Raw genomic sequence first — 26,598 nt, forward strand, 5'->3', positions numbered from 1 at the left:
CCGGCCACCCCGGCCGCCGCGGCCCGTGCCGCGTGACGCGGGGCGCCCGACCCCGCACCGACGTCCGACCGAACCGCAACAACGCGAAGGAAGCGATATGACGATGGAATTGCCCGCGGAGGCCCGCCGCCTGCTGGACGGGAAGAATTTCGCCACCGTGGCGACGATCGACCCGGACGGCCGCCCCCAGACCTCGGTGGTCTGGATGGACCGGGAGGGCGACACGATCCTGTTCAGCTCGACGACCACCCGCCGCAAAGTGCGCAATCTGGCCCGCGACCCGCGGATCGCACTCACCGTTCTCGATGCCACGAACCCCTACCGCTCCGTGGATATCCAGGGAACCGCCGAACTGATCGACGACCTGGACAAATCGCTGCCACAGCGCTTGTCCCAGAAGTATCTCGGCGCGCGGCCGGCGCCGGAGCCCGACAGCATCCGCCGGTTCATCGTCCGCGTCACACCCGAACGGGTGACCGGATTCTCCATGCCGGACCCGTCGAAACCCGACGCCGGCTGATCGGCGCGGGGGCCGGATCGCCCGGACACGTCGATCCGGCAGTGCGGTCGCGAGGACCCTGCGCGCGACCGCGCTGCCGTTCCTCGCTTCCGCTCCCGCCGGTGCCGGAATTCAGATGCCGGCCTCGGCCCGTCCCTTCAAGCGCACGAGGCCTTTCTCGAAGTCCGGGCCGATGAAGCGGTCCATGGGGAACAGGAAGCCGACCAGTTTGAAGAAAAGGTTTTTGCGGCCGGTCATCCGCCAGGTCACCTCGGTGGTTTCACCGGAGGTCACCAGCAGGAACGTCACCTCGTTCCGGCTCTCGAACGGTTTGCGGAAAGTCAGGTCGATCCCGACCCGTCCGGGCTCCGAGGTGGTGATCGTCATCGTCCCGGCGCCCGCCTTCCGGTTGCCCTCCCAGTCGTAACGGGCGCCCACTCCCGATCCCGGACCGGAGTAGGTGCGCCGCAAGTCGGGATCGGTGTCCTCCCACGGCGACCAATCGCGCCAGTGGTGGAAGTCGTCGATGAGGGCGCGGATCCGGGGCTCGGGCGCGGCGATCCTGGTGGCGCGTTCGACGAGGTACGTACTCGAATCGGACATACCCTCTTCTCCTGCGGGAAGGGAGGCGCGACGGCACGGCAATGCGCCACGGTCACCGGAATTATGCCTCGCGCACACGGCGGTGAGCAGCTACCACGGTCCCCCGTTTCGGGCGAATCCCACAGCCGGCTCCCGGCCCCGGTGAACGGCCCGCATGATCGTGCCGCAAGGTCGAGTGAAGCGGGTTGCGGCCGTGACGCAGGGAACAGCGGCGCCACCCGGTCGCTGTTCGGTGCCGGGGGGTGAGGAGGCTGGGTACCGTTCGATTCGGTATCGACCGTGGAGGTGGATCGTGTTCGGATTCGGAGATCTCGCCGTGCCGATCGTGGCGGCGCCGATGGCGGGTGGGCCGTCCACGCCGGAGTTGGTGGTGAGCGTCGGGGAAGCGGGCGGACTGGGTTTTCTGGCGGCCGGGTACAAAACGCCCGACGCGGTGGCCGAGCAGATCCGGCAGGTGCGGGCGGGTACGGACGCGGCGTTCGGGGTGAACCTCTTCGTGCCGCAGCGCACTTCCTACGATGGCGCGGCGGTGGAGCAGTACCGGGACAGGCTGCAGAAGACGGCCCGGCAGTACGGGCTCGAGGTACCCGCCGTCCGGGAATTCGACGACGACCGGTTCGACGAGAAGGTGGATCTGGTCGTCGAACAGCGGGTGCCGGTGGTCTCGCTGACCTTCGGCCTGCCGCCGGTGGACACCGTGCGGCGGCTGCGTGCCGCGGGATCGGCGGTGATCGCGACGGTGACCGGTCCGGACGAGGCCCGTGCCGCGGTGGAGGTGGGTGTCGACGCGCTCTGCCTGCAGGGGCCCGAGGGCGGGGGTCATCGGGGCACCTTCCGGGTGGAGGACGAGCCGGGGACGGCCTCGCTGATCGAACTGCTCGACGAGATCACCGCGTGGTGCCCGTTGCCGGTGATCGCTGCGGGCGGAATCTCCGACGGCGCGCGGATCGTGGAGGTGCTCGCGCACGGCGCGGTCGCCGTGCAACTGGGTACGGCGTTCCTGCGCAGCGCCGAATCCGGGGCGAAAGCCGCACACAAGAACGCTCTCGCCGATCCGCGGTTCGACCGGACGGTCGTGACGCGCGTGTTCTCCGGCCGTCCCGCCCGCGGGCTGGCCAACGGTTTCATCGCCGAGTACGGCACAGCGCCCGCCGCGTACCCGCAGATCCATCACCTCACCAGCCCCATCCGGGCGGCCGCGGCAGAACGGGACGCCGCCGGCGATATGGCGCTCTGGGCGGGTACCGGTTTCCGTAAGGCGGCGCCGGACCCGGCGGGGACGATCCTGCGGCGGCTCTGGGACGAGGCACGGGTGTCGGGCGCGGCACACGACTGACCGCGGACAGTCGAACGAGTGGTGTGCCCTTCGGAGCGGTCGCCGTCTGGCGAACCCGCCCGGACCGGCCCGGGCCGGTCCGGGCGATATGTCGGTGACGGACCGTAGTGTGCGGTTCGTCACCCCCGGCCGGGGGCGAACCGAGCTGGAGGAATCGTGCAAGACGTGTGGCCGACGGTCCGGTCCGAGAGACTGGCGCTCATCGCGGATCTCGAAGGGCTCACCGCCGAGCAATGGGCGACGCCCTCGTTGTGCTCCGGGTGGACGGTGCACGATGTGCTGGCGCATATCGTGGCGACGGCGAAAACCTCCCGGCTCGGTTTCGTCCGGCAGTTCGCCCGGGCCCGCTTCGATTTCGACCGGTTCACCGCGAACGGTGTGAAACGAGAGCGGGCCGACACCCCCGCCGAGACACTGAACCGGTTGCGCGCGGCCTTGGACAGGACGGTGACCCCGCCCGCCCCGCTCGACAGCAGACTGGTCGAGATGATCGTGCACGGAGAGGACATCCGGCGGCCGCTGGGCATCACCCGGGAGTACCCCGCCGATGCCGTCGCCGACGCCCTGCGGCTGCAGATCCGCACCACGGCCGGGTTCGGTGGGGGGAAGGAACTCGTCGCCGGGCTCACGCTGGTGGCCGACGACGCGGAGTTCAGTGCAGGGTCGGGGCCACAGGTACGCGGCCCGCTGCTGTCGCTGCTGCTGATCGCCTCGGCGCGCGGTGTCGCGGCCGCCGACCTGCACGGAGACGGGCTCGACACACTGCGGCAGCGGCTGGGATCCGGGGTCGTCCGAGGCCGCCGCACCGCCCGCGACCCCGCGTCGAGCGGCGGATACGGCGCGCCACCTGTCGACCGATGGGGGAAATCGTCGTAGCGTCGATGAGGTGACTGCGCCATCGAAGCTGCCCGCCACCGCGGGCGCGTTGCGGGCGGCCGGGTATGCGCCGCGGAGTGTGAAAGCCGAGATCCGCCAGAATCTGCTGGCCCGGCTGGCATCGGGAGAGGATCCGTGGCCCGGGATCGTCGGCTTCGAGCGGACCGTGCTGCCGCAATTGGAGCGCGCGCTGCTGGCGGGTCACGATGTGGTGCTGCTGGGCGAGCGGGGGCAGGGCAAGACCCGGCTGCTGCGGACCGTGGTCGAACTGCTCGACGAATGGACCCCCGTGATCGCGGGCGCCGAGCTGGGCGAACATCCGCTGGAACCGATCAGCCCGCAGAGTCGGCGGCGGGCGGCCGAACTCGGCGACGACCTACCCGTGTCGTGGCGGCACCGTAGCGAGCGCTACGCCGAGAAGCTCGCGACCCCGGACACCTCGGTGGGCGACCTGATCGGCGATGTGGATCCGGTGAAAGTCGCCGAAGGCCGCAGCCTCGGCGATCCGGAGACCATCCACTTCGGCCTGGTGCCGCGGGCGCACCGGGGCATCGTGGCGGTCAACGAGTTGCCCGATCTCGCCGAACGTATCCAGGTGGCGCTGCTGAACGTCATGGAGGAGCGCGATATCCAGGTGCGCGGCTATACGCTGCGGCTACCGCTGGATGTGCTGCTGGTCGCGACCGCCAACCCCGAGGACTACACCAATCGCGGCCGGATCATCACCCCGTTGAAGGACCGCTTCGGCGCCGAGATCCGGACGCACTATCCGCTGACCGTCGAGGCGGAGATGGCGCTGGTGCGCCAGGAAGCCGAACTGGTCGCCGAGGTGGGCGACCCGCTGATCGAGGTGCTGGCCCGGTTCGTGCGGCGGTTGCGCGAATCCCCGGCCATCGATCAGCGCTCCGGGGTTTCGGCCCGGTTCGCGGTGGCGGCCGCGGAGACCGTGGCCGCGGCGGCGCTGCGACGTTCCGCGCTCACCGGGGAGAATCCCGCGGTGGCCCGGCCGGTCGATCTGCAATCGGTGCCGGCCGTCCTGCGCGGCAAACTGGAGTTCGAATCCCGCGAGGAAGGCCGCGAACAGGAACATCTCACCCATCTGCTGCGGCGGGCCTTCGCCGATACCGCGCGAGAGCGGCTCGGTGGATTGGATCTGCGGCCGCTGGCCGACGCGGTGGACGAGGGACATCTGGTGACCACGGGCGAGCGGGTGCCCGGCGCGCAGGTCCTGTCCGCGCTACCGGAGCTTCCGGTACTGCACGAGGTGGCGCTGCGGCTCGATGTCGCGGCGGGTGATCCACCACAGCGGATCGCCGCGGCCGTCGAATTCGCGCTGGAGTCTTTGTATCTGGCCCGCCAGGTGGCCAAGGACTCCGGCGACGAGGGCAGCGCGGTGTACGGCCGATGACCGCGGCACCCGGTTGCGAAGAGGTGTGATGACAGCGGCGGACCGTTATTCCTACGGGCCCTACCACGAGGGGCCCGATCCACTGGCGCCTCCGCTGGATCTGCGCGCGGCGCTGTCGGAGATCGGGCGCGAGGTGATGGAGGGTTCCTCGCCGCGTTCGGCGCTGGAGGAGCTGTTACGGCGGGGGACATCCGGTATGCCCGGGCTCGAAGAACTCACGCGCCGTCTGTGGGAGCGGCGGGCCGAGATCTCCCGATCCCACCGATTGGACGGCACCCTGCAGCAGGTGCGGGAACTGCTGGACGGCGCCCTGGAGGCCGAACGGCGCGCGTTGTTCCCCGACCCCTCCGACGACGCGCGGTTCGCCGAAATGCGATTGGACGCACTCCCGTCGAGCACCGCCAAAGCGGTGAACGAACTGAGCGAATATTCCTGGCGTTCGGAGACCGGTCGGGAAAACTATCAGAAGATCCGTGATCTGCTCGGCGAGCAACTGCTGGAATCCCGTTTCCAGGGCATGAAACAGGCGCTGCAGGGCGCCACGCCGCAGGATGTGGAGCGGGTCCGGCAGATGATGTCGGACCTCAACGATCTGCTCGCGGCCCACGCCCGCGGCGAGGACACCACCGAGCGGTTCGCCGAGTTCATGGCCGAACACGGCGAGTTCTTCCCGGAGAATCCGCGTGATACCGAGGAATTGATCGACGCATTGGCCGCGCGGGCCGCGGCGGCGCAGCGGATGATGAATTCGATGTCGGCGCAGCAGCGCGCGGAACTGAATGAGCTGATCGGCCAGGCATTCGGGGATCCGCGGATAGCGCAGCAGATCGCCGACCTGGACGCGAATCTGCGTGCGCTACGTCCCGGCCAGGACTGGGACTCGGCGCGGCGTTTCCGCGGCCAGGACCCGCTGGGGATGGGCGAGGCCGTATCGGCTATGCAGGATCTGGGCGAACTCGACGAACTCGCCGCCCAGCTCGCCCAGTCCTATCCGGGCGCGCGGCTGGAAGATATCGACCTGGAGATGCTGGAACGACAGCTCGGCGCCGAGGCCCGGGTGGACGCGGCCCGGCTGGCCGAACTGGAACGCGAATTGCGTCGCCAGGGCCTGTTCGAGCGGGCCCCCGACGGCTCACTGCGGCTGACCCCGAAGGCGCTGCGGCGGCTCGGGGAGGTCGCGCTCCGGGATATCGTCGGCAAATTGCGCAGCCGCAAGGGACAGCGGGAAACCGCGCTCGCCGGGGCGGCCGGGGAGCCGACCGGCGCGAGCCGGGCCTGGCAGTTCGGCGATACCGAGCCGTGGGATGTCTCGCGTACGGTGCGCAACGCGGTATTGCGCTCGGCCTCCACCGGAAGCCGCACGGTGTCGCTGGATGTGGCGGATGTGGAGATCGCCGAGACCGAACAGCGCTCTCGGGCGGCGGTCGCGCTGTGCGTCGATACCTCGTGGTCGATGGTGCAGGACGGGCGCTGGGTGCCGATGAAGCGAACGGCGCTGGCCCTGCAACATCTGATCAGCACCCGGTTCAGGTCCGACGCATTGGAACTGATCACCTTCGGCCGCCACGCCGGCACCGTGGACATCGCGGAACTGACCGGGCTGGAACCGGTGTGGGAGCAGGGCACCAACCTGCACCACGCGCTGCTGCTGGCCGGCCGGCATCTGCGCCGGCATCCCGACGCGGTACCGGTGGTGCTGGTGGTGACCGACGGGGAGCCGACCGCGCACCTGGAGCCGGACGGCACCTCCTACTTCAATTGGCCGCCGGACCGGCGCACCCTGGCCGTCACCATGACGCAGGTGGATTCGCTGGCCCGGCTCGGCGCCTCGATCTCGGTATTCATGCTGGGCGAGGAACCGCGGCTGGCCGCGTTCGTGGATCTGGTGGCCCGGCGCAGCGGCGGCCGGGTGGTGGCGCCGGACCTGGACGGGCTCGGCGCCGCGGTGGTCAGCGATTATCTGCGCGGCCGACGCTGAGCGCCGGGGCGGGAGAGGTGTAGGTATGCGGCTGGACCGTGATCGGGCGCGGACACGCTTCGCCGAGGCCAGGGTCGCCCGGCTCGCGACCGTGACTCCCTCTGGTGCACCACATCTCGTCCCGATCGTGTTCGCGCCGGTCGGCGATACCGTCTACACCGCGGTCGACGCCAAACCGAAGTCGACCACCGCGCTGCGCCGGCTGGCCAATATCGAGGCGAACCCGGAGATCGCCGTACTCGCCGATTTCTACGACGAGGACTGGACCCGCCTGTGGTGGGTGCGCGCCGACGGGCGGGCACGCATCGTGACCGGCGACGAGGCGCGCCGCGGCCTGACACACCTGACCGCCCGCTACCCCGTCTATGCGACGGAGCCGCCGCCCGGCCCGGTCATCGCGCTAGATATCGCGCGCTGGTCGGGCTGGGCGGCGGGTTGATCACGCCCGGCGGATCAGGAGCCGGCGCCGCCCATGGCGAACCGCAGCAGGGCCTGCTTGTCACCCTGCTTGATCTTGCCTTTGCGGTTGAGCACCTCCAGCTGCCAGACATCACCGTTGCGGAAGGCGCGGGCCACGGCGTTGGCATTGTCGTTGCCCAGCAGCGACGGCCAGATATCGGCCACCTGCTGGCTGCTGCCGCCGGTGGCGTCGTAGACCTTGAACGAGATGTTGTTCGCCTTCTCGAACGAGGAGCCCTTCTTGAAGGCCGCCGCGACGAAGACGATGGCGTCGATACCGCCGGGGATCTCGGCGAAGGTGACATGAACGGTTTCGTCGTCACCGGCGGCCGCACCGGTCTGTTCGTCGCCGGAGTGCTGGACCGAGCCGTTGCCCAGCGGGTCCAGCGAATCCAGCCCGGCGAAACGGACCGGCTCGCTGCCCTGCATGAGGATGGCGATCAGGTCGAGGTCGACACCTTTCTTGCGGCGCGCCCAGCCGAGCGCGCCACCGCTGGCGCCCGCGGACGGGTCCCAGCTGACACCGACACTCAGCTTGGCGATCCCCGCGAGATCCGCTGCGCCGTCTTCCTTTTTGAGCGTGATCATGGCTCAACGGTACCGGCTGCCGGAGAACACCGGGTGACCACCGAGTTCCCGGTCAGTGGACCGGGGAACCGGTGGTCCGATGGGGGCGCGGCCAGGGATGGCGGGCCAGCCCCTCGACCCCTTCGTTGAACCGTTCCAGGAGGCGTACCAATTGCTCGACCTCTTCGTCGGGCCAATCGGTGAGCACGGAGCCGACACCGCGGCGTTGCAGGGCCAGATCGGCTTCGAACAGCCGAAGTCCTTTCTCGCTGGGCCGGACCTTGCGGGCGACGCCGCCCTCGGGGTCCGGTACCCGCTCCACCAGGTCCTGGTCGAGCATGGCGGCCACCTGGCGGTTCACCGTGGACACGTCGAGACCGAACGCTTCGGCCAGTTCGCGCAGGGACAGCGGATCGCCGAGACGCAGCCGGGTGAGGATCAGGTACGCGGATCTGTCCAGCCGGAAAGGCGAATTCCGGCGGGCGGCCGGATACTGCCGGGACAGCAGGTTCAGTTCCAGGACGAGCCGCGCCAGGACGGCGGGGTCCCGGCGGTCCGCCGCGGAGGCGGCGAGCGGTACAGCCGAATCGGACATTCGGACACTATGTCGTCTGTTTCGCCCGAATACAAAATTGTGCACCATACACAGGCTATGTAACGTGCATATGCGTGACCGCTGTGGCCGACGACCCTTCCAGATCCGACGAACGCGATCGGCCCCGCACCTCACCGACGGTCCTGGTGGCGACCCTGAGCACCATCGGCATCGTCGTCTCACTCATGCAGACTCTGGTTGTTCCGCTCATCCCGAGCCTGCCCACCCTCCTGGACACCACCGCCACCAACGCCTCCTGGGTGATCACGGTGACCCTGCTGGCCTCCGCGGTCTGCACCCCGATCAGCGGCCGGCTCGGCGATATGTTCGGCAAACGCCGCATCCTGCTGCTCGACCTGCTCGCCATGATCATCGGCTCGGTCCTGTGCGCGATGTCCTCCTCACTGCTGCCCTCGGTGGCCGGCCGCGCCCTGCAGGGCGTGGCGATCGGTGCCATTCCGCTGGGTATCAGCATCCTGCGCGACGAACTGCCGCCCGAACGCGTCGGTTCGGCGATGGCCGTGATGAGCTCCACCCTCGGCGTGGGCGGCGCGATCGGACTGCCGGTCGCCGCCTTGATCGCCGAACACGCGGATTGGCACGTCCTGTTCTGGGCGGCCGCGGCGATGGGCGGCGCGGGCGCGCTGCTGATCTTCCGGTTCGTCCCGGAATCCCCGGTGCGCACCCCCGCCCCCTTCGATTTCGGCGGCGCCGCAGGGCTGGCGACGGCCCTGCTCGCGCTGCTCCTCGCCATCACTCAGGGCGCGCAGTGGGGTTGGACCAGCGCTTCCATCCTGACCCTGTTCGCGGTGTCGATCCTGGTGTTCCTCGGCTGGGGCCGTTACGAACTCGGGCGCCGGCATCCGCTCGTCGACCTACGGGTCTCGGCGCGGCCACGGGTGCTGTTCACCAATATCGCCTCGATCGCAGTGGGTTTCGCGCTCTACGGCATGTCGCTGAGCTTCCCCCAACTGCTGATGGCCCCCGCGGAGACCGGTTACGGCCTCGGACTGACGATGGTGGCCGCCGGACTCGCCCTGGCACCCAGCGGGTGCGTGATGATGCTGCTCTCGCCGGTCTCGGCCCGGATCTCGGCGCGTTTCGGCCCCAAACTGACCCTCGGTGTGGGATCGGCGGTGATCGGCCTCGGCTATCTGTGTGCCGCGGCGATGATGGACACGGTCTGGCAGATCATGATCGCCTCGGTGCTGGTGGCCGGCGGGGTCGGCCTCGCCTACGCCGCGATGCCCGCGCTGATCATGGGCGCGGTTCCGATCACCGAAACCGCCGCGGCGAACGGGCTCAACGCGCTCATGCGCTCGGTCGGCACCTCCACCTCGGCGGCGGTGATGAGCGCGGTACTGGCCAATATGACCATCTCTCTGGGTGCCCGGCAGCTGCCGTCGCGGGACGCTTTCCAGACGGCCTTCCTCATCTCGACCACCGCGGCCTGTGTCGCCATCGCACTCACCGCCCTCATCCCGATGCGCGCCGTGGCCGCCGGCGCACGCTGATCCCGCGGCCGTCCCCGATATCCACATCGTCGGTTACGGGCGGCTGTCGCCCGGGTGGTGACGGGCGTGCCGGATCGATACCTTCATCGCGTACCGTGACCCTTGTTCGGTGGAGGTAGAGGTGTCGGAACGACTCATGGAACCGATCGAGGTAGGCGACCCGGGGTGGATCGACTACGCCGAGTTCGGCAGGCGGTTCGTCACCCATGCGGTGACCGAGCGCCGGATCGAGAAGGCGGTCGCCGGGCTCACCGGGCGCGGGCTGACCATCGGCCCGGTCAATCTGGCGCCCGCCGGACTCGCCGGGTTCCTCGCCGAGGGGCGGATCGACCATCCAGTGGTGGTGCGCCGCGGCTCCGAAGTCGCCTTCGACGTGCGGATACCGGTAACCCTGCGGGCCAAGATCCTGCTCGGCGGCAAACCTCTGCGGTCGGAGACGGTGGTATCGATCGGTCTCACCTTCCACGCCCGCACCGCCGACCCGCTGCTGATCGTGATCGATATCCCCCGGGTAGAGCCCACGGATGTGAGTGTGCTGCTGCGCCTGTCCGCCGCCGATTCGGTGGCCGAATGGCTACTCGACCCGATCGCCGGGCTGCTGCAACGCGAGGTCGCCCATCGGGTGAACGGGATGCTGCGCGACCCGGGCGTGATGCGTAGCCGGATCTACGATATCGAGGCCATCGTCGCCCGTGAACGCTCCCCGCACCGCGCCCGCACCCGGTTCGACTGGATCGACCACGCCGAATTCGGGCGGCGTTTCTTCCCGCGCATCGTCACCCGGGACCGGCTCGGGCAATTCGTCACCCATCTCGCCGACCGGCAGATCGAGATCGGCCCCCTGCGTACCGGCCCCCGGGCGGCGGCCGAGGTCACCGTGCGCGGTGAGGTCGGCCGACCGGTACTGACCGACCGGGTCACCGAAACCGCCACGGCCGAAGACGATCCGGCACTGGTCCGCTTCGACCTCATTGTTCCGGTCACCCTCGACATCACGGTCAGCGTGCTCAAGGACAACCACTACCGCGCGGACGTGGAGATACCCCTGCAACTCACCGCGCACGCGGCCGACCCCCTGCTCATCGTGGTGGAAGTCGACCCGCCGGAACGGGAGAGCGTCCGCCTCGAATACGCGGCCCAGGGCATGCGCGCCGCCGTCCTCGGTGTCCTGGCGGGCATCAAGAAACAGATCGTCGCGCAGGTGGTCCGGGTCGTCCGCACCGAACTCGCCGACCCGGCCGTACGAACTCTCGACGTAGGCGAACGCATAGACCGGCTGTTGTGATCCGGCGCTGTGTTCCTGGCGCCGCCACGAACACAGCGCGGTCGGCGGTCGTGGCGATTCGGTGGGGGATGTGATGGAATTACCCCACGTTCGAGGCTCCCGGCGCGCGCAGTTGCTGATGGGGAAGGTGCGCCGGGCACGCCGCTACTTGTTCACCCGGGGTGTGCGAAGGAGTCTCGATGGTTTCTGCACTGTCTCGCCGGGCTCTGCTCGGATACACGGCCGCCGCCCTCGCCGCGGGTGCTGTGGGGCCGGCCTTCGGAACTCCCCGCGCCGGTGCGGCTTCGCTGGGGACCCTGCTCGATTACGCGGCGGGTGTGCCGTCCGCGGCGGCGATCAAGGCGGCCGGGCACACCGGGGTCATCCGGTATGTGTCCGATCGTCGGCCGGGAGCGGAATGGATGGCGGGGAAACCGCTGCTCGCCGGCGAAGTGGAGGAGCTGCGGGCCGCCGGACTGGCCATCGTGTCCTGCTACCAGTTCGGCAAGGGGCCCACCGCCGACTGGCGCGGCGGATACGACGCGGGCCGCCGGCACGCCGAGCGCGGGCTGGCTCTGCATCGGGCCGCCGGGGGACCGGAGAACCGCCCGATCTACGCCTCCATCGACGACAACCCCGATCCGGTGGAATTCGCGACCATGATCCTGCCGTACCTGCTCGGCTGGCAGGCGGTGCTCGGCCGGGAGAACACCGGCGTCTACGCCAACGCACCCACCATCGACCTGGCCCGGACGGCCGGCGTGGGCGCGTGGTTCTGGCAGCACGACTGGGGAACCGCACCGGGATACGTGCATCCGGCCGCGCACCTGCACCAGTTCGAGATCGACGACCGTACGGTCGACGGGGTGGGAGTGGATGTCAACAATATCCTCCTCGCGGAGTACGGAGCCTGGTGACCACCGCCCGGCGGATCGGTCAGCGTGCCGGGCCTTTCGTCCGGTTGACCGCCACGTACATGTAGATCAGCGGTGCCACCGACCCGCACAGGAACAGCAGCAGCGTCGGCAGATCGTTGCGCAGCGGGACGTCGCCGCCGGGGCCGCGGCTCGCCGCGATCAGGAAGACGGCCAGCCAGGCCGCGATCGGCAGGAACAGCACGGTCGAGCGGGTGGTCACGGTGGCGGCCGCCCACACCAGGGCCACATTGACCGGCGCGGCGATCAACGCGGCCAGCGGTACGGCGACGCTGCCGAGATAGAAGGGCAGATAGAGCACTTCGAGAACCGAGGTGATCACCGCGTCCACGATGAGGACCACGATCAGCGCCGGGCCGATTGCCGCGGTCGCCAGTGCGGTCCAGCGGGCACGAGGATCCGCGCCGGCCTCGTCGTCCACGGCGGCGGTCATCCGCGCGACCGGGGTGGCGAACACCGTCGCGTGCCCACTGTCGGTCCGGTACCGTTCTCCGATTCCGAGTGCTGCATAGTCACGAGTCTATGGGTGCGCGGGCGCGGTGCGGCTACGCCGAACCGGCGAACAGGTCGTCTTCTCGGCCGTCCGGCCCACCGGCCCAGGCGCGACCGCGGACCAGGATGTAGTGCTCTTCCGGCAGGATCGGCTGGGCGATCATATTGGTCAGCGCGAATTCCCGGCCCGACGGCGCGACCGTGAGCTGGGTGGCGTGGGCGCGCAGCGCGGCGCGTTTCCGGGGCAGCGATTCGGTGACATCGATTGTCGTGGTCACCGAATCACCGGGTACGCACGCCAACTCGTCCTCGGCCGGCAGCCGCCAGCCGGGGGGTAGCGCGCCGGGCAGGCCGTCCACCGTGCGGCGGGCCAGCGCCCGTAGATGGTCGCGCAGGATCTCGCCGTCGGTCACGGTCCAGTAGAACTTGGGCGTGTCCCAGCCCTGTCCGGCCGCGGCCTCCACGGCTTCGGTGGTCACCCGATGGGCGCGGATATGGTCCGGATGGCCGTAACCGCCGTGCGGGTCGTAGGTCACCACCACGCGGGGCCGCAGGTCCAGGATCACCTCGGTGAGGGCCCGGACCGCCGCCGGGCCGGAATCGACGAAGGCCCGCGGATGCTGCGCAGCCGCAGTTCCGGCCATACCGGAATCGCGCCAGCGGCCGGCGCCGCCCAGGAAGCACGGCGGTCCGGCGCCCAGTTCGGCAAGGGCGCGGGTGAGTTCACCGATCCGGTACCCGCCCAGTTGATCGGCGCGGTCGGCGGTCAGGCCGGCCCAGCGGTCGCCGATCACCTCACCCTCTTCACCGAGAGTGCAGGTCACCACCGTCACCGGGACACCGAGGCGCCGGTAGTGGGCGATCGTGCCCCCGGTGGTGATGGTTTCGTCGTCGGGGTGGGCGTGGACCAGCAGCAACCCGCCCGTACGTCCTTCGCCGGAGCCGGTCACGGGACGCGCCGCCACATCGCCGCGTCGCCGAATATCCCGGCCTGGATCGCTCCGCTCAGCGACGCCCCGTCCACCGAGGGACCGGCCGCGGCCACCACGTTGTCCTGCACGATCGGGAGCACGGTGGACGCACCCCACAGCCGGGGTTCGGCTTCGCCCAGCGTGCGCGGTACTTCCACGCCGTGCAGCGCGCCGTCGATCGACGGCTGGAACTGCGGATCGCAGATACCGGACAGATTGCTCGGTGACCGGCGGGCCGCCTCCACGGCGGCCGGGACCTCGGCCTGTGCGCCGTCGGTGGTGGGCGTGATGGGCGCCGCCGGCGGGCATCCGTAGCGGGAGGCCAGCGCGGTGGCCGGATCACCGCCGGTCGCCTCCCAGCCCACCACCGCGTCGACGGAATTCTCCACCAGGCCTTTGCCGTACAGTTCGTCGGCCGCGAGGTTGAGCACCGACGCGTCGATCCCGGCGCTGCGCAACTGGTCGGCCGCGGTATTGGCCACCGCCAGCGCGGTGTCGTCGCCGGTCACCGCTCCGATCCGCAGAACTAGCGGTTCGCCGTTGCGGGCCAGCGAGCGGGGCCGGGGAGCCGGCGAGGTCGCCGAGACCGGCGGCGGCTCCGGGGCGCGGCCGAAACCGGCCTCGGCCAGCAGGCCGAACGCCTGGTCGGGGTTGAGGCGCGGCGGTTCGGTGGGCGTGTATCCGGGATCGGAGGGGGACAGCACCTGCGCGCGCACCGGTTCCACCCAGTTACCGGTCTGCGCGCCGACCGTGGCCAGCAGCGCGGGATCGAGCAACGCGAGGACCGCGGTCCGGACCCGGTGGTCGCCGAGTACTCCGACGCGTCCGTTCAGAGTGAGGCGCAACTGCCGGGACTGCGGCATGATCGCGGTGCGCACCGACGGGATCGCGGCCAGCTGGGCCTGGGTGGCGACCCCGCCGTGTACCAGCGCCATCTGGGTGTCGCCGGTGCGCAGGGAATCCGCCAGCTGGGCCGGGGTGCCGCCGCGGCGCAGCAGGATCTGGTCGGGGCGCGCCGGGGTGCCCCAGTAGCGGTCGTTGCGTTCCAGCAGGATCTCGTCGCGACCGGGATCGGCGGATTCGATGGTGAAATTGCCGCCCGAGACCGGTATCTGCTCGACCAGCGTCCGTTGGAAGCCGCCCGGCGAATCCTTCATCAGATGCGACGGCAACAGGTTCGCGAACAGTTGCGGCCAGGCCGGATAGGGCTTGTCGAACACCACGGAAACCGCTTTACCCCCGCCAGCGGAACGGACCTCGGTGATGAGGCGGTATCCGGCCGGGTCGATCACACCCGGCTGCGTGATCATCTGCTGCCACAGGTAGTGGAAATCCTCGGCCGCGATGGGGGCCCCGTCCGACCAGTTGGCCTGATCCTTCAACTTGTAGGTGACGGTGAACGGGGCCTCGGCGGTCACCGTCGCCGAATCGACCAGGGCCGTATCCGGAACCCACAGCGTGCCGCCGGGCAGGGCCGGATCGGGGGTGGGCCGGAAGGGACTCGGCAGCACCATGGCCGCCACCGCGGCGGTCGCCGGGGACTGGTTCGACCGCAGATGGGGATTGAAGCCGATTCCGATGTCGTCGATGGCGACCACCACCGTGTTCTTGGTCGGCTGCGCCGGTTCGGTCTTCGGGCTGTCCGTGCTGGCGATGGGCGGCGGCGGGTCGGCAGTGCATCCGGCAAGCACCGGAACGAGCACCGCTATGAGCACCAGCAGCCCGCGCCGCATCGCGCGCCTCCCCGAAATCACGTTCGGCACTCTACCCAAACCCGAGCCGGCCCGTCCGGGGGCGAAACCGCTTACAGCGCGGCCCGGTCGCGGGCCTTGCGGCGCGACAGCTCCCGGGCCCGCTCATTGGCGGCCAGGGTGACCTTGCGCACTCGCACGACCTCCGGCGTGACCTCGACGCATTCGTCGGCGGCGCAGAATTCCATGGCCATTTCCAGGTCGAGCTGCAGCGGCTTGGCCAGCGTCTCCATCACATCGGCGGTGGAGGAGCGCATATTGGTGAGCTTCTTCTCCTTGGTCACATTGATATCGAGATCCTCGGCGCGCGGATTGATCCCGACGACCATGCCCTCATAGGTTTCCGCGCCCGGTTCGACGAAGAATTGCCCGCGGTCGGCGAGCTGGATCATCGCGAAGGGGGTCACCGAACCGGAGCGGTCGGACACCAACGAACCGGTGTGCCGGGCCCGGATCTCCCCGGCCCACGGCGCATAACCATGGGAGACGGCGTTGGCGATACCGGTGCCGCGGGTCTCGGTGAGGAAATCGGTACGGAAACCGATCAGACCGCGCGAGGGCACGATGAACTCCATCCGCACCCAGCCCGCGGCGTGGTTGTTCATCTGCACCATCTTGCCCTTGCGGGCGGCCAGCAGCTGGGTGATGGCGCCCAGGTATTCGTCCGGGCAGTCGATGGTGAGTTCTTCGTAGGGCTCGTGCACCTTGCCGTCGACCTGCCGGGTCACCACCTGCGGTTTGCCGACGGTCAGCTCGAAACCTTCGCGCCGCATCTGCTCGACCAGGATGGCCAGCGCGAGCTCGCCGCGGCCCTGGACCTCCCAGGCGTCCGGGCGGCCGATATCGAGTACCCGCAGTGAGACATTGCCCACTAGTTCCTGGTCGAGCCGCGATTTCACCATGCGGGCGGTGAGCTTGTGTCCCTGGACCCGGCCGACCAGGGGTGAGGTATTGGTACCGATCACCACCGAGATGGCCGGTTCGTCCACCGTGATGCGGGGCAGCGCCACGGGCTCGTCCGGGTCGGCGAGGGTGTCGCCGATCATGATGTCGGGGATACCGGCGACGGCGACGATATCGCCGGCCACCGCGACCTCACCCGGCTGCCGTTCGACGCCGATCGTCTGCAGCAGCTCGGTGATCTTGACGTTCTTCACGCCGTCGGCGTGCATCCACGCCACGTTCTGACCCTTGCGGAGTTCGCCGTTGTGGATACGTACCAGCGCCAGCCGGCCCAGGAAGGCCGAGGCGTCGAGGTTGGTCACATGGGCCTGCAGCGGCGCGGTGGCGTCGCCCTTGGGGGCGGGGATGTTCTCCAGCAGCACATCGAACAGTGCGTCCAGGTTCTCCGCGTTCGGCACCTCGCCGTTGCGCGGCTGCTCCTTGGATGCCTTGCCCGCGCGGCCGGAGGCGTAGAGCACCGGCAGGTCCAGGGCGAGTTCGGCGGCTTCGGCGGCGTCGTCGTCGAGATCGGAGGCCAGATCCAGCAGCAGATCGTGGCTTTCCTCGACCACCTCGGCGATCCGCGCGTCGGGACGGTCGGTCTTGTTGACGACCAGGATCACCGGCAGGCAGGCGGCCAGCGCCTTGCGCAGCACGAACCGGGTCTGCGGCAGCGGGCCTTCCGAGGCGTCGACCAGCAGCACCACACCGTCGACCATGGACAGGCCGCGCTCCACCTCGCCACCGAAATCGGCGTGACCCGGGGTGTCGATGACATTGATGACGGTGACGCTGCCGTCCGGATGGTGCCGGTGTACGGCGGTGTTCTTGGCGAGAATGGTGATGCCCTTCTCGCGCTCCAGATCGCCGGAGTCCATCACCCGGTCGACCAATTCGGCCCGTTCGGCGAATGCGCCGGACTGCCGCAGCATGGCGTCGACGAGCGTCGTCTTACCGTGGTCTACGTGGGCCACGATGGCGACGTTGCGAAAATCGCGTGCAGACGACACGCCGGTTCCTCCTGCTGGTAATTGTTGCTTGCGGCCGGACCCTGCGACAGGGAGATTCGAACTCACCGGGCATCTGGGCCGGTTACACCCTACCGGGAACTCGGTGGCCTACTGGCGCCGCCCAGAGGTAAGGGTATGCTAACCCGCATGGGCAAGGTCAAGGCGAGCGAGGTTTCGGGCCTCAAGCCGAAGAAGAAGTGCTGTCGTAAGAAGACGCGCTGCGTGAAATGCCCTGTGGTCATCATGCGGATGAAGAAACTGGAGGCCACAGGCGCCTCCGGTAAAGAGCTGAAGAAAGGTCTGAAGAAGGCGCGTGCCGCCTGAGGGCCTGCGCCTTCGCTCCCGGCGTCCGCTACGGAAGTCGGATAGTCCGCGGTTGTAGGGGGTGAATTCCGGGGTAATACGGCGGGATGACCACAGCACTGCTCTCCGAGCCCGAGATCGCCGCGGCCCTGGAAACCCTGCCGGAATGGAGCCGGGCCGGTGACGCATTGACCCGCACGGTCGAGGCCGCCACCTTTCCCGCCGGAATAGAACTCGTACGGCGGGTGGCCGATATCGCCGAATCGGCGAATCACCATCCCGATATCGATATCCGGTGGCGCAAGGTCACCTTCACCCTGTCCACGCATTCCGCGGGCGGGCTCACGGCACAGGACGTGGCGCTGGCCCGGGAGATAGATCGGCTGGCGTCGTAGCGGTCCGGGCGGCCACGCGGCCCGCCCAGACGATCCAGCCGTAGCAGACCAGCGCGCCGAGCACGTAGACGGTGCCCAGCCAGGACCACACGCCCCAGCGGGAGATGGTCCAGATCGAATCCTGCAGGAACGAGAGCACCCACGGCGCGCCGATCAGCGCCGTCACCAGCCAGTATCCGGCCAGGAGCCGCGCGCCGGGAACGGTCCGGTACGGCCCGTAGCGCAACCACAGGACAGTCGGCAGCAGCCAGCCCCAGTGGTGCGACCAGGAGATCGGCGAGACCAGTAGCCCGAACAACTGCACGATCAGTACGGTGCCCAGCAGATCGTCGCGACGCAGTGCCCGCCACGCGCACCACCCCAGCGCCGCCGCCACCGCGACACCGGCGATCCACCAGGGCCCGGTACCCACATCGCTGCCCAGCAGCCGGCTCAGCGCGCCGCGCAGCGACTGGTTCCATACCGAGCCCACCGGCCCGATCCGGTCGGCGTCGCCGAGCAGGGTGCCGAAATAACGCCGCGTCTCCTCCGGATTGATCAGGAAACTGGCCGCCACGGTCAGGCCGAATACCACCGCCGACCAGACTGCGGCCGCCCAGCGGCGCCGCGCCACGAAATAGAGGCCGCTGATCGCGGGCGTCAGTTTGATACCCGCGACCGCGCCCACCAGGGTTCCCGACAGCCACCACCGGGAGCTGCGGATCGCGACCATCACGCCGAGCATCAGGAAGACATTGACCTGCCCGTAGTCGATGGTGGTGCGCACCGGCTCGAACCAGAGTCCTACCGCCGTCCACGCCACCATGGCGGTGCGCCACCGTGCTTCGCGCAGGGCGTCGGGTCCCAGCATCAATTCGAACGCGATCCGCACCACCCAGTACAGCGCGGCGACGATGGCGAACAGCCACAGCATCGCGACCACCGTGAACGGCAGGAAGTGCAGCGGGAAGAACACGACCGCGGCGAACGGCGGATAGGTGAAGGGCAGCGGGAAATCCGGTGTCTTCTCGGCGTAGGTGAAGTCGTACAGATGGTCGGTGAGCAGGGCCGCCGACCCGTCGACATAGACGTGCAGGTCGACCAGGTTCATCCCGTTCGGGGTCAGCAGCATCCACAGCAGCCGCGCCAGTACGGTGATCCCGAGCGCCATCAGGGCCAGGCGAAACGGTACGAACCCCCGAATGTCGGTCCGGGCGCCGCTGGGCTGAGTCAATACACGAGCTTTCGAGTCGGTCCGGGCCGGCGGCCGGACCCGGTGCTGGTGGGCGCGTCGCCGGTTTTCCGGCCCGGAATACATTAACCCCACCGATTTCCGCGCGAACGCGAGCCTTTGCGGGCGCTGCGCGCGGCCGGCGGCAAACAGTGGGCACAGCATCCGGTAACCATCGGGCAACCGATGGGTTACGAGTGCACATACGCCTCATTTTTCACACCAGTCACTCGCGTTGTTCGCTACTGTTCGGTAGCACAGCGAATCGGGGCTCGCAATCCCGACCCCGGTGCTGTACAACGCGCGTCAGTGTCCTTAGAGTGACCCCGAAACGACGGCTTTTCAGCGTCGCCCAGATGTACCCGAGGTAAGGACGGCTAGACCAGTGCTTCGCACCCGAGGATCGCGGATCGCAATGTCCGCGCTCGCCATTGCTGCGGGCGCCTCCCTCGTGGCGCCCGCGACGGCCGTCGCGGCCCCGGCCACCGAGGCGTCGGTGAGCAGCGTCCCGATGGTTCCCGAAGGGGTTCCCGTCGACGTTCTCGCCGCCCTTGCCCCGGCCATAGTCAACGCATCGGCTCCGGCGGCCAAGGACATCGCCGCGCCGGGCAGCCCGCAGGAGGCCATTCTGGCCCAGGCCCGGGCGCTGCTGGCCGCGGTGAATCTCCCCCCGCAGATCAAATCGACGCTGGAGCGGGTCATCACGTTCCTGGACGGCAGCGGCGGCGGCGGTCCCGAGATTCCCGAATCCGGGCCGGCGATCGCCCAGTTCCTGTACCCGACCATCGGGCAGGATTGCATCGCCCCGTCCGGTGATTCGGTCGGCACCGCCCTCGCCGTGCCCGGCCCGGCGCAGCTGCCGCCGCCCGGACCGGGCGTCGGTCAGACCGGTTTCGTGTTCACCGCGCTGGGCACCGAACGCCCGACGGCGGAACAGGCTCAGCCGATGATGGTGCAGTGGCGGAACCTGGACACCGGTGAATCGGGCTCGCAGCCGCTCACCGATGCGGCCAAGATCAACCCGGACGGCCCGGCCACCCTGTCGGCCATCGCGAACACCGGCACCGGCCGTATCGTCGCGGTGATCGGCGGTGGACTCACCACCCAGGCCACCGAGACCGAAACCCGCAGTTGCACCTTCATGCCGACCATCGGATTCTTCACGGTCGGCTGAGTCGACTACGGCACACCCGCCGCAGGGTCGGGGCCGCACGGTCCCGACCACGGACGCCGACGAGCGGAAACGGCTCGAGGATGTGCGCGCATCGCGCCTTCATCGGCTTGGGCGCCGCCGGCGCTCGAGGTCGCCGATCCCTCGGCTGTCCGCGCGAACGGCGAGTCGATGTGCGGCGCTCGCCCAGAGCGCGACCCGGCGCCGGAGCGTCGGTCCGGGGTGTACCGCGCGGCCCGCTCGGCTGTGGTAGACCGGGTTGATGGCGACTGTCGAAAGTTCGCGCAAGCCAGGCATCCGGAGCCGGGGCTCGTCCCGGTCGATTCTGTCGATCCGCTCCGAGGGGTCGATCCTGTCCATCGGCTCCGCGTACTCGATCCTGTCCATCGGGAGCGTGGGCTCGGTGCTGTCGATCGGGTCCATCGGATCGTTCGGTTCGGCGATATCCAGCGGGTCCTTCCTGAGCCTCGGCTCGGCCCTGTCCGGGCTGTCCCGGTGGTCCCTGCTGTCCTGGAGGGGCGATCACGCGAGTCCGGATACCCGACCCGGTCTGCGGGTGGTAGCCGACGAGCCCGATCTGCGGGAGTCCGCCACCCGCCACTGCCAGACCTGATATTCCGGAGCTTGCGCGCGGGCTGCCGGTTCTCCTCGGACCCGGGCAGTCCCGTGCGCGCGCCCGGATCGATTCAGGGCACGCCGGTCGCACCTCATATCTTCTGCCGACGGCCTGCCTCGGTGGCCGGGCCCCGATTCGCGACGCCGGCGGCGACACGATCCAGCACAGTCCAGGCCCGATCCAACGGTATGTCCTGGATCAGGTAGAGCTTCTGCCCCGCCGCCGTGGCGGCGCCCACCGTGGCCAGCCCCGCTCGGCGCTGCCAGAAGGTCTGCCGCACAGTCCAGCCGATGATGCCGGGGGCTTCGAGGCAGGTGCGTTCGCGGTCGAGGGAGCCGGCGCGGACGACCAGCCAGGTAGGGGAGCCGGCGGTGGCGGGGACGACCGCGTGACCGAGGCCGCGGTAGCGGTCCTCGGCGAGCAGCGCACCGATCGCGGCCAGGGCGACCGGCAGCAGCCACCACCACCCCGGGACCGGCCGGCCCGCGGCGTGTGCCGAGAACAGGGCCGCCGCGGCCAGCGGAACCGGCCAGCAGGCCCGGACGTAGCGGCGGCGCCGGGCGGCCGGGCCGTGCCGGGTGAGCGGAATATCGGCGAGGGCGGCCGGCGGTGCCGCGATCGCCGCATCGTCTGTGTTCGAGTGCGGACTCAGCAGCCGGGCCAGGGTCTGCTCGACCGCGGCGCGGGGGGATTGCGGCAGGATCTTCTGGCGCGGGTTCTCGCCGGTCATCACGGCTTCCAGTTGTGCGGCTCCGGCGAGGCGCAGCAGTAGCGGTTCACGGACCGTGGCGCCGCGCAATCGTGCGGTGTCGAGGGTGATACGGCGCAGCGTGAACAATCCGCGGCGGATCTGCAGGGTGCTGCCGTGATCGGTGACGCGGAGTCCGTAGTAGGTGGCGAGATAGTGGGCGCACGCTGCCACACTGACGGCGACCATCAGGGCGATCAGCGCCGCGAGGCCGGCCAGTAGCAGCGACAGCAGCCCGAAATCGCGCACCGCGTCGACGGTGTCGTGGCCGATGCCGATCTCGGCCGCGCCGAATCCGAATTGAGCGGCCAGGCCGAGCGCCGAGGCGGCGAGCGCGAAACCGGTCAGCGACAGCGGCGCGTACCGGACCCAGCCCGGCTGCCAGTGGCCGATCTCCTCACCCTGCTCGGTCGCGGGGATCCCCGGCCCGGTGTCCCGGCCGGCGGGCAGGTGGGCCGGAGTGGGATCGCCGGCAGCGGGATGTGCCGTATGGGTGTGGGCCAGCAGTTGGGCGCGCAGCGGCCGGACGTGTGCGGCGGCGAGTGCGTCCAGCCTGAATCGGTCGCGGGCGTCGGCTTCCTGGCCGGTGCCGATCACCACCACGGCCAGGCCCAGGATCCGGTGCAGCGGGTCGGCCTCGATATCCACCGACCGGATCCGCGCCCGCGGCACCGCCAGTCGTTTGCGCCGGACCAGACCGGTGCGCAGTTCGACATGGGTCGGTCCGACCCGGTAGGTGGTGGTGAACCAGAGGGTGAGCGCGTAGGGGACCACGAACACCAGGCCCAGCAGGCTGTAGAGCGGGTTACCGGAACTGACACCCAGGATGACCGCGCCGATCACCGCGGGCAGGAACTTCACGATCTCCTGGATCGGATGGACCAGCAGCATCCGGCGATCCAGGCGTAGCCACGGCTCGTCGTCGCCCGGGACGTGGATGGTCTGCGGCTCGGCGGACGGGGCCGGCGCGTCCGCCGGATGCGGTTCGGTCATGTGGCGTCACCGCGGTGACGCGCGGCGATCTCGGTCAACCGGGTCACTGTCTGCTCGGCCACCGCGCGGTCCAGCAGACTGATGTGTACCGCGCCCGCGGACGAGGCCGTGGTCACCGTGACCGTCGACAGGTCGAGGAGGCGTTCCAGCGGGCCGCGTTCGGTGTCCACGGTCTGCACCCGGGAGATCGGGGCCACCCGGCTCTCCTGGGTCAGCCAGCCGGACCGGGAGTAGACGGCGTCGCCGGTCACCTCCCAGCGGTGGACCCGGTACCGCCAACGGGGCACCACGATCGAGGTGAGCACGGCCATCGGTACCGCGACCACCGCCACCGCCGCCTGCCAGGTCCGGCGATCGGGGTCGAAGACGACCCACCCGAGCAGCACGGCGAAGACGCCGAGCCACGACAGCGCGATCTGCACGGTCCACAGCGTCTTCGCGCGCGGACTGGGCCGCCACGAGGGATCGGCGAGCACGTCGGGTGGTCGTGGCGGGCTGTCCGGCGACATATATTCATCGTCGCACGGTTCGACGTGCGGCCGGCCGGCCGCGGATCGGCGACCACCGAGCGCTTACCGCGACGTGCCCCTGCTCGGGACGGTCGAGATGCACGTCTGCTCGAACCCTTCCGGCCCCGCCGGATGGTCGGCAGCCGTGGCCGGGGCCCGACCCGGTTCCAGAGCGACGAAGTGACGAAGCGCAGCGACCGATCGGCGGAGTGGACAACCGTGGGCACCATGGCCTCCAGGTGCCCGGAGCCGCCGGCGCAGCCCCGACCTGCACGGAATAGCCCGAGACGCACCGCGGTTGTGAACGCTCGACGACCTGGGAGGAGACAGTTCCGGATGTGTGCCGCATGATCGAGGGCGTGACCGACCTACCCGAACCGACCGTCCCGACCCCCGTGCCGACCCCGTCCGCCATGCGCCGGGCGCTGCGCCGGGCACGTGACGGGGTCACGCTGAACGTCGACGAGGCGACGGTCCTGCTGCACGCGCGCGGCGACGACCTCGCCGATCTGTGCCGCAGTGCCGCCCGGGTACGCGATGCCGGGCTGGCCTCGGCCGGGCGGCCCGCCACGATCACCTATTCGCGCAATGTCTTCATTCCGCTGACCCATCTGTGCCGCGATACCTGCCACTACTGCACTTTTGTGACGGTGCCGGGGAAATTGCGGGCACAGGGTCGCGGGATGTTCCTGGAACCCGACGAGGTGCTCGATATCGCACGTCGGGGCGCCGAACTGGGCTGTAAAGAAGCCCTGTTCACTCTCGGCGACCGGCCCGAGGCCCGCTGGCCCGAGGCCGCGCAGTGGCTGGACGAACGCGGCTACGACTCCACTCTCGACTATCTGCGCGCGGTGTCGATCCTGGTGCTCGAGGAGACCGGGCTGCTGCCGCATCTCAACCCCGGCGTCATGTCGTGGGAGGAGATCTCGCGGCTGAAGCCGGTGGCGCAGTCGATGGGCATGATGCTCGAGACCACCGCGACCCGGCTGTTCACCGAGAAGGGCAACTGCCACTACGGCAGCCCCGACAAGGATCCCGCGGTGCGGTTGCGCGCCATCACCGACGCGGGCCGCCTCTCGGTGCCCTACACCACCGGGGTCCTGGTGGGCATCGGCGAGAACATGGCCGAACGGGCCGACACAATCGCCGCGATCCGCAAGCAGCACAAGGCGTTCGGCCATATCCAGGAAGTCATCGTGCAGAACTTCCGGGCCAAGGACGACACCGCCATGCGCAACGCGCCCGACGCGGACTTCACGGAGTTCCTGGCCACCATCGCGGTGACCCGCCTGCTGCTCGGACCCGACGTGTCGGTGCAGGCGCCGCCGAACCTGGTGTCCGAGGCCGAATGCCGTGCCCTGCTGGAAGCCGGGATCGACGACTGGGGCGGCGTCTCGCCGGTGACCCCCGACCATGTGAATCCCGAGCGGCCCTGGCCCAACCTGGACACACTGGCCGAGATCACCGCGGCCGCCGGTTTCGAACTCGTGGAACGCACGTCGGCGCATCCGAAATATGTGCGAGCGGGTAACCCGTGGATCGATCCGCGGATCGGCGCGCATGTCGCGGCTCTGACCGACGCCGACACCGGCCTGGCGAAGGCCGGCGCGCTCCCGGTGGGCCTGCCCTGGCAGGAACCCGACGAGTCCTGGGAGTCGGCGGGTCGTACCGACCTGAACACCGAGATCGACACCACCGGCCGCAATACCGACACCCGCAGCGATATCGACAACGCGTTCGGCGATTGGGACACCATCCGCGAACAGGTCCGCGATCTCGCCGCCGCGCCACAGCGACTGGACGCCGACGTGCTCGCCGCGCTGCGTGCCGCGGAACGGGATCCGGCCGGTCTCACCGATGCCCAGTATCTGGCGCTGGCCACCGCCGACGGACCCGACCTGGACGCGGTCGCGGGTCTCGCGGACCAGCTGCGCCGCGATGTCTGCGGCGACGATGTCACCTACGTGGTGAACCGCAATATCAACTTCACCAATATCTGCTACACGGGCTGCCGGTTCTGTGCGTTCGCACAGCGCAAGGGTGATGCCGACGCCTTCACCCTCAGCACCGACGAGGTCGCCGACCGGGCCTGGGAGGCCTACGTCGACGGCGCGACCGAGGTCTGCATGCAGGGCGGTATCGACCCCGACCTGCCCGTCACCGGCTACGCCGATCTGGTGCGCGCGGTGAAGGCGCGGGTGCCGTCCATGCACGTCCACGCCTTCAGCCCGATGGAGATCGTCAACGGTGCCTCCCGCGGCGGTGAGAGCGTTCGAGACTGGCTCACCGCGCTGCGCGAAGCCGGGCTGGGCACCATCCCCGGCACGGCCGCCGAGATCCTCGACGACGAGGTCCGCTGGGTCCTCACCAAGGGCAAATTGCCCGCCTCCGCGTGGATCGATGTGGTCACCACCGCCCATCAGGTCGGCATCCGGTCGAGTTCGACGATGATGTACGGCCACGTCGACAACCCCAGCCACTGGGTCGGGCATCTGCGGGTACTGCGCGGTATCCAGGACGAGACCGGGGGTTTCACCGAATTCGTCCTGCTCCCGTTCGTGCACCAGAGCGCCCCGCTCTATCTGGCCGGCGCCTCCCGGCCGGGCCCCACCAACCGCGACAACCGCGCCGCGCACGCCCTGGCCCGGATCATGCTGCACGGCCGGATCGACAACATCCAGACCAGCTGGGTGAAACTCGGCACCACGGGCACCCGGGTGATGCTGCGCAGCGGCGCCAACGACCTCGGCGGTACCCTCATGGAGGAGACCATCTCCCGGATGGCGGGTTCCCAGCACGGGTCGGCGAAGACGGTGGCCGAACTCACAGAGATCGCCGAGGGCATCGGCCGGCCGGTCCGGGAACGCACCACCACCTACGGTGTTCCACCCCGGCGGAGTGCCGCGGCCCCCGGCCTGGAACTCGTCTAGGTGCGTGGCCCTCGAGCGCGGGCGCACAGGGACCGGGCGCAGGAGTGGAGTACCGGGGTCACCGAGCTCCGGCCACGCGACGCCGGACCCGGCACCGAGTATTAGGGCAGGCTCACCAGGCGTAGCCTGTGGGGCGCCAGGGATACTTGTGTGCGGGCGCAGTTACCCGGAGAAGGAAGACTTAGGAGCGGGAGTGACGTACATCATCGCCGAACCGTGCGTTGACGTGAAGGACAAGGCGTGCATCGAGGAATGCCCTGTGGACTGCATCTACGAGGGCGGTCGCATGCTCTACATCCATCCCGACGAATGCGTTGACTGTGGCGCGTGTGAGCCGGTCTGCCCGGTGGAGGCGATCTTCTACGAGGACGACACGCCCGATCAGTGGAGCGGGTACGTCAACGCCAACGTCGACTTCTTCGACGAACTGGGCTCGCCGGGCGGTGCCACCAAGCTGGGCAAGGTCGACTCCGATCCGGCGTTCATCAAAGAGCTGCCGCCGATGGCGGGCGAGTAGAGCATT

The 26,598-nt window shown here is 69.5% G+C and carries 24 protein-coding genes and 1 pseudogene; 15 read left to right on the plus strand and 10 right to left on the minus strand.

Features of this window, described 5'->3' with window-relative positions; translation table 11 throughout:
- Nucleotides 1–97: 97 nt before the first annotated feature.
- Entirely contained in the window at nucleotides 98–520 is a 423-nt protein-coding gene (locus tag NS4_RS17850) for a PPOX class F420-dependent oxidoreductase (protein WP_063060668.1), read from the plus strand.
- A gap of 111 nt (nucleotides 521–631) precedes the next feature.
- Here the strand turns inward: NS4_RS17850 and NS4_RS17855 are convergent, their stop codons facing one another.
- Nucleotides 632–1,102: an SRPBCC family protein gene (locus NS4_RS17855; protein ID WP_063060669.1), complete on the minus strand. Its 471-nt coding sequence runs from the start codon at nucleotides 1,100–1,102 to the stop codon at nucleotides 632–634.
- Nucleotides 1,103–1,394: 292 nt separating this feature from the next.
- Between NS4_RS17855 and NS4_RS17860 the strand changes: the two genes are divergently transcribed.
- The 5 genes and pseudogenes from NS4_RS17860 (at nucleotide 1,395) to NS4_RS17880 (ending at nucleotide 7,139) form a co-directional block, all read left to right on the plus strand.
- The gene (locus tag NS4_RS17860) at nucleotides 1,395–2,438 is read left to right on the plus strand and encodes an NAD(P)H-dependent flavin oxidoreductase (protein ID WP_063060670.1); all 1,044 of its coding nucleotides are present in this window, start codon (nucleotides 1,395–1,397) and stop codon (nucleotides 2,436–2,438) included.
- 156 nt (nucleotides 2,439–2,594) lie between these two features.
- Nucleotides 2,595–3,203 (plus strand): annotated as a pseudogene (locus NS4_RS17865) (maleylpyruvate isomerase family mycothiol-dependent enzyme); the annotation flags it as partial.
- A gap of 121 nt (nucleotides 3,204–3,324) precedes the next feature.
- Nucleotides 3,325–4,722, plus strand: coding sequence for an ATP-binding protein (locus NS4_RS17870; protein WP_063060671.1), 1,398 nt, complete (start codon nucleotides 3,325–3,327; stop codon nucleotides 4,720–4,722).
- 28 nt (nucleotides 4,723–4,750) lie between these two features.
- Nucleotides 4,751–6,700: a vWA domain-containing protein gene (locus tag NS4_RS17875; protein WP_063060672.1), complete on the plus strand. Its 1,950-nt coding sequence runs from the start codon at nucleotides 4,751–4,753 to the stop codon at nucleotides 6,698–6,700.
- A 25-nt stretch (nucleotides 6,701–6,725) separates the two neighbouring features.
- Nucleotides 6,726–7,139, plus strand: a complete 414-nt coding sequence (locus NS4_RS17880) for a TIGR03668 family PPOX class F420-dependent oxidoreductase (RefSeq protein WP_174552106.1) — start codon at nucleotides 6,726–6,728, stop codon at nucleotides 7,137–7,139.
- 14 nt (nucleotides 7,140–7,153) lie between these two features.
- On the opposite strand, the gene NS4_RS17885 is transcribed toward NS4_RS17880, so the two are convergent.
- Together NS4_RS17885 and NS4_RS17890 are read right to left on the minus strand one after the other, a co-directional pair.
- Nucleotides 7,154–7,747, minus strand: coding sequence for a TerD family protein (locus tag NS4_RS17885; RefSeq protein ID WP_063060673.1), 594 nt, complete (start codon nucleotides 7,745–7,747; stop codon nucleotides 7,154–7,156).
- A 52-nt stretch (nucleotides 7,748–7,799) separates the two neighbouring features.
- Nucleotides 7,800–8,321, minus strand: a complete 522-nt coding sequence (locus NS4_RS17890) for a MarR family winged helix-turn-helix transcriptional regulator (protein ID WP_063060674.1) — start codon at nucleotides 8,319–8,321, stop codon at nucleotides 7,800–7,802.
- A gap of 74 nt (nucleotides 8,322–8,395) precedes the next feature.
- Between NS4_RS17890 and NS4_RS17895 the strand changes: the two genes are divergently transcribed.
- From NS4_RS17895 to NS4_RS17905, 3 genes are all read left to right on the plus strand, one after another.
- On the plus strand, nucleotides 8,396–9,835 hold the full coding sequence (locus NS4_RS17895) for an MFS transporter (RefSeq protein WP_501193452.1): 1,440 nt from the start codon (nucleotides 8,396–8,398) through the stop codon (nucleotides 9,833–9,835).
- Nucleotides 9,836–9,956: 121 nt separating this feature from the next.
- On the plus strand, nucleotides 9,957–11,120 hold the full coding sequence (locus NS4_RS17900; RefSeq protein WP_245665498.1) for a hypothetical protein: 1,164 nt from the start codon (nucleotides 9,957–9,959) through the stop codon (nucleotides 11,118–11,120).
- Nucleotides 11,121–11,299: 179 nt separating this feature from the next.
- Nucleotides 11,300–12,016 carry a DUF1906 domain-containing protein gene (locus NS4_RS17905; protein WP_063060675.1) on the plus strand — a complete coding sequence of 239 codons (717 nt, stop codon included), beginning with the start codon at nucleotides 11,300–11,302 and terminating at the stop codon, nucleotides 12,014–12,016.
- Between the two features lie 19 nt (nucleotides 12,017–12,035).
- Here the strand turns inward: NS4_RS17905 and NS4_RS17910 are convergent, their stop codons facing one another.
- The 4 genes from NS4_RS17910 to typA all read right to left on the minus strand — a co-directional run bounded on the left by NS4_RS17910 (nucleotide 12,036) and on the right by typA (nucleotide 17,200).
- Nucleotides 12,036–12,491, minus strand: coding sequence for a hypothetical protein (locus NS4_RS17910; protein WP_245665500.1), 456 nt, complete (start codon nucleotides 12,489–12,491; stop codon nucleotides 12,036–12,038).
- A gap of 88 nt (nucleotides 12,492–12,579) precedes the next feature.
- Nucleotides 12,580–13,476 (minus strand): N-acetyl-1-D-myo-inositol-2-amino-2-deoxy-alpha-D-glucopyranoside deacetylase, encoded by an 897-nt coding sequence (mshB, locus tag NS4_RS17915; RefSeq protein ID WP_063060722.1) that lies wholly within the window; start codon nucleotides 13,474–13,476, stop codon nucleotides 12,580–12,582.
- Complete coding sequence (locus tag NS4_RS17920; RefSeq protein ID WP_063060676.1) at nucleotides 13,473–15,230, minus strand: ABC transporter family substrate-binding protein; 1,758 nt, start codon at nucleotides 15,228–15,230, stop codon at nucleotides 13,473–13,475. Before NS4_RS17920 ends, mshB begins: the two co-directional genes overlap by 4 nt.
- Nucleotides 15,231–15,301: 71 nt before the next feature.
- Nucleotides 15,302–17,200, minus strand: coding sequence for a translational GTPase TypA (typA, locus tag NS4_RS17925; RefSeq protein ID WP_063060677.1), 1,899 nt, complete (start codon nucleotides 17,198–17,200; stop codon nucleotides 15,302–15,304).
- A gap of 147 nt (nucleotides 17,201–17,347) precedes the next feature.
- Between typA and NS4_RS32665 the strand changes: the two genes are divergently transcribed.
- Both NS4_RS32665 and NS4_RS17935 read left to right on the plus strand, forming a co-directional pair.
- Complete coding sequence (locus tag NS4_RS32665; RefSeq protein ID WP_169811775.1) at nucleotides 17,348–17,524, plus strand: hypothetical protein; 177 nt, start codon at nucleotides 17,348–17,350, stop codon at nucleotides 17,522–17,524.
- Nucleotides 17,525–17,610: 86 nt separating this feature from the next.
- Nucleotides 17,611–17,898 carry a 4a-hydroxytetrahydrobiopterin dehydratase gene (locus NS4_RS17935; protein WP_063060679.1) on the plus strand — a complete coding sequence of 96 codons (288 nt, stop codon included), beginning with the start codon at nucleotides 17,611–17,613 and terminating at the stop codon, nucleotides 17,896–17,898.
- On the opposite strand, the gene NS4_RS17940 is transcribed toward NS4_RS17935, so the two are convergent.
- A complete protein-coding gene (locus NS4_RS17940) occupies nucleotides 17,846–19,195 on the minus strand; it encodes a mannosyltransferase (protein ID WP_084487457.1) in 1,350 nt (449 codons plus the stop codon). The two genes, NS4_RS17935 and NS4_RS17940, sit on opposite strands and share 53 nt — an antisense overlap.
- A 328-nt stretch (nucleotides 19,196–19,523) precedes the next feature.
- On the opposite strand from NS4_RS17940, the gene NS4_RS17945 reads away from it, so the two are divergent.
- Together NS4_RS17945 and NS4_RS17950 are read left to right on the plus strand one after the other, a co-directional pair.
- On the plus strand, nucleotides 19,524–20,282 hold the full coding sequence (locus tag NS4_RS17945) for an Rv1157c family protein (protein ID WP_245665502.1): 759 nt from the start codon (nucleotides 19,524–19,526) through the stop codon (nucleotides 20,280–20,282).
- Nucleotides 20,283–20,541: 259 nt separating this feature from the next.
- Entirely contained in the window at nucleotides 20,542–20,892 is a 351-nt protein-coding gene (locus tag NS4_RS17950; RefSeq protein WP_063060681.1) for a hypothetical protein, read from the plus strand.
- A gap of 94 nt (nucleotides 20,893–20,986) precedes the next feature.
- On the opposite strand, the gene NS4_RS17955 is transcribed toward NS4_RS17950, so the two are convergent.
- Together NS4_RS17955 and NS4_RS17960 are read right to left on the minus strand one after the other, a co-directional pair.
- Nucleotides 20,987–22,636: a PH domain-containing protein gene (locus NS4_RS17955; RefSeq protein ID WP_063060682.1), complete on the minus strand. Its 1,650-nt coding sequence runs from the start codon at nucleotides 22,634–22,636 to the stop codon at nucleotides 20,987–20,989.
- Nucleotides 22,633–23,145 (minus strand): PH domain-containing protein, encoded by a 513-nt coding sequence (locus tag NS4_RS17960; protein WP_063060683.1) that lies wholly within the window; start codon nucleotides 23,143–23,145, stop codon nucleotides 22,633–22,635. The genes NS4_RS17955 and NS4_RS17960 overlap by 4 nt, the downstream gene beginning before the upstream one ends.
- 347 nt (nucleotides 23,146–23,492) lie before the next feature.
- On the opposite strand from NS4_RS17960, the gene NS4_RS17965 reads away from it, so the two are divergent.
- Together NS4_RS17965 and fdxA are read left to right on the plus strand one after the other, a co-directional pair.
- Nucleotides 23,493–26,075 carry a bifunctional FO biosynthesis protein CofGH gene (locus tag NS4_RS17965; RefSeq protein ID WP_063060684.1) on the plus strand — a complete coding sequence of 861 codons (2,583 nt, stop codon included), beginning with the start codon at nucleotides 23,493–23,495 and terminating at the stop codon, nucleotides 26,073–26,075.
- Between the two features lie 193 nt (nucleotides 26,076–26,268).
- Complete coding sequence (gene fdxA, locus NS4_RS17970) at nucleotides 26,269–26,592, plus strand: ferredoxin (protein WP_030522084.1); 324 nt, start codon at nucleotides 26,269–26,271, stop codon at nucleotides 26,590–26,592.
- The last annotated feature ends 6 nt before the right edge of the window (nucleotides 26,593–26,598 follow it).

The organism is Nocardia sienata NBRC 100364, from assembly GCF_001613205.1.
GTDB lineage: Bacteria > Actinomycetota > Actinomycetes > Mycobacteriales > Mycobacteriaceae > Nocardia > Nocardia sienata.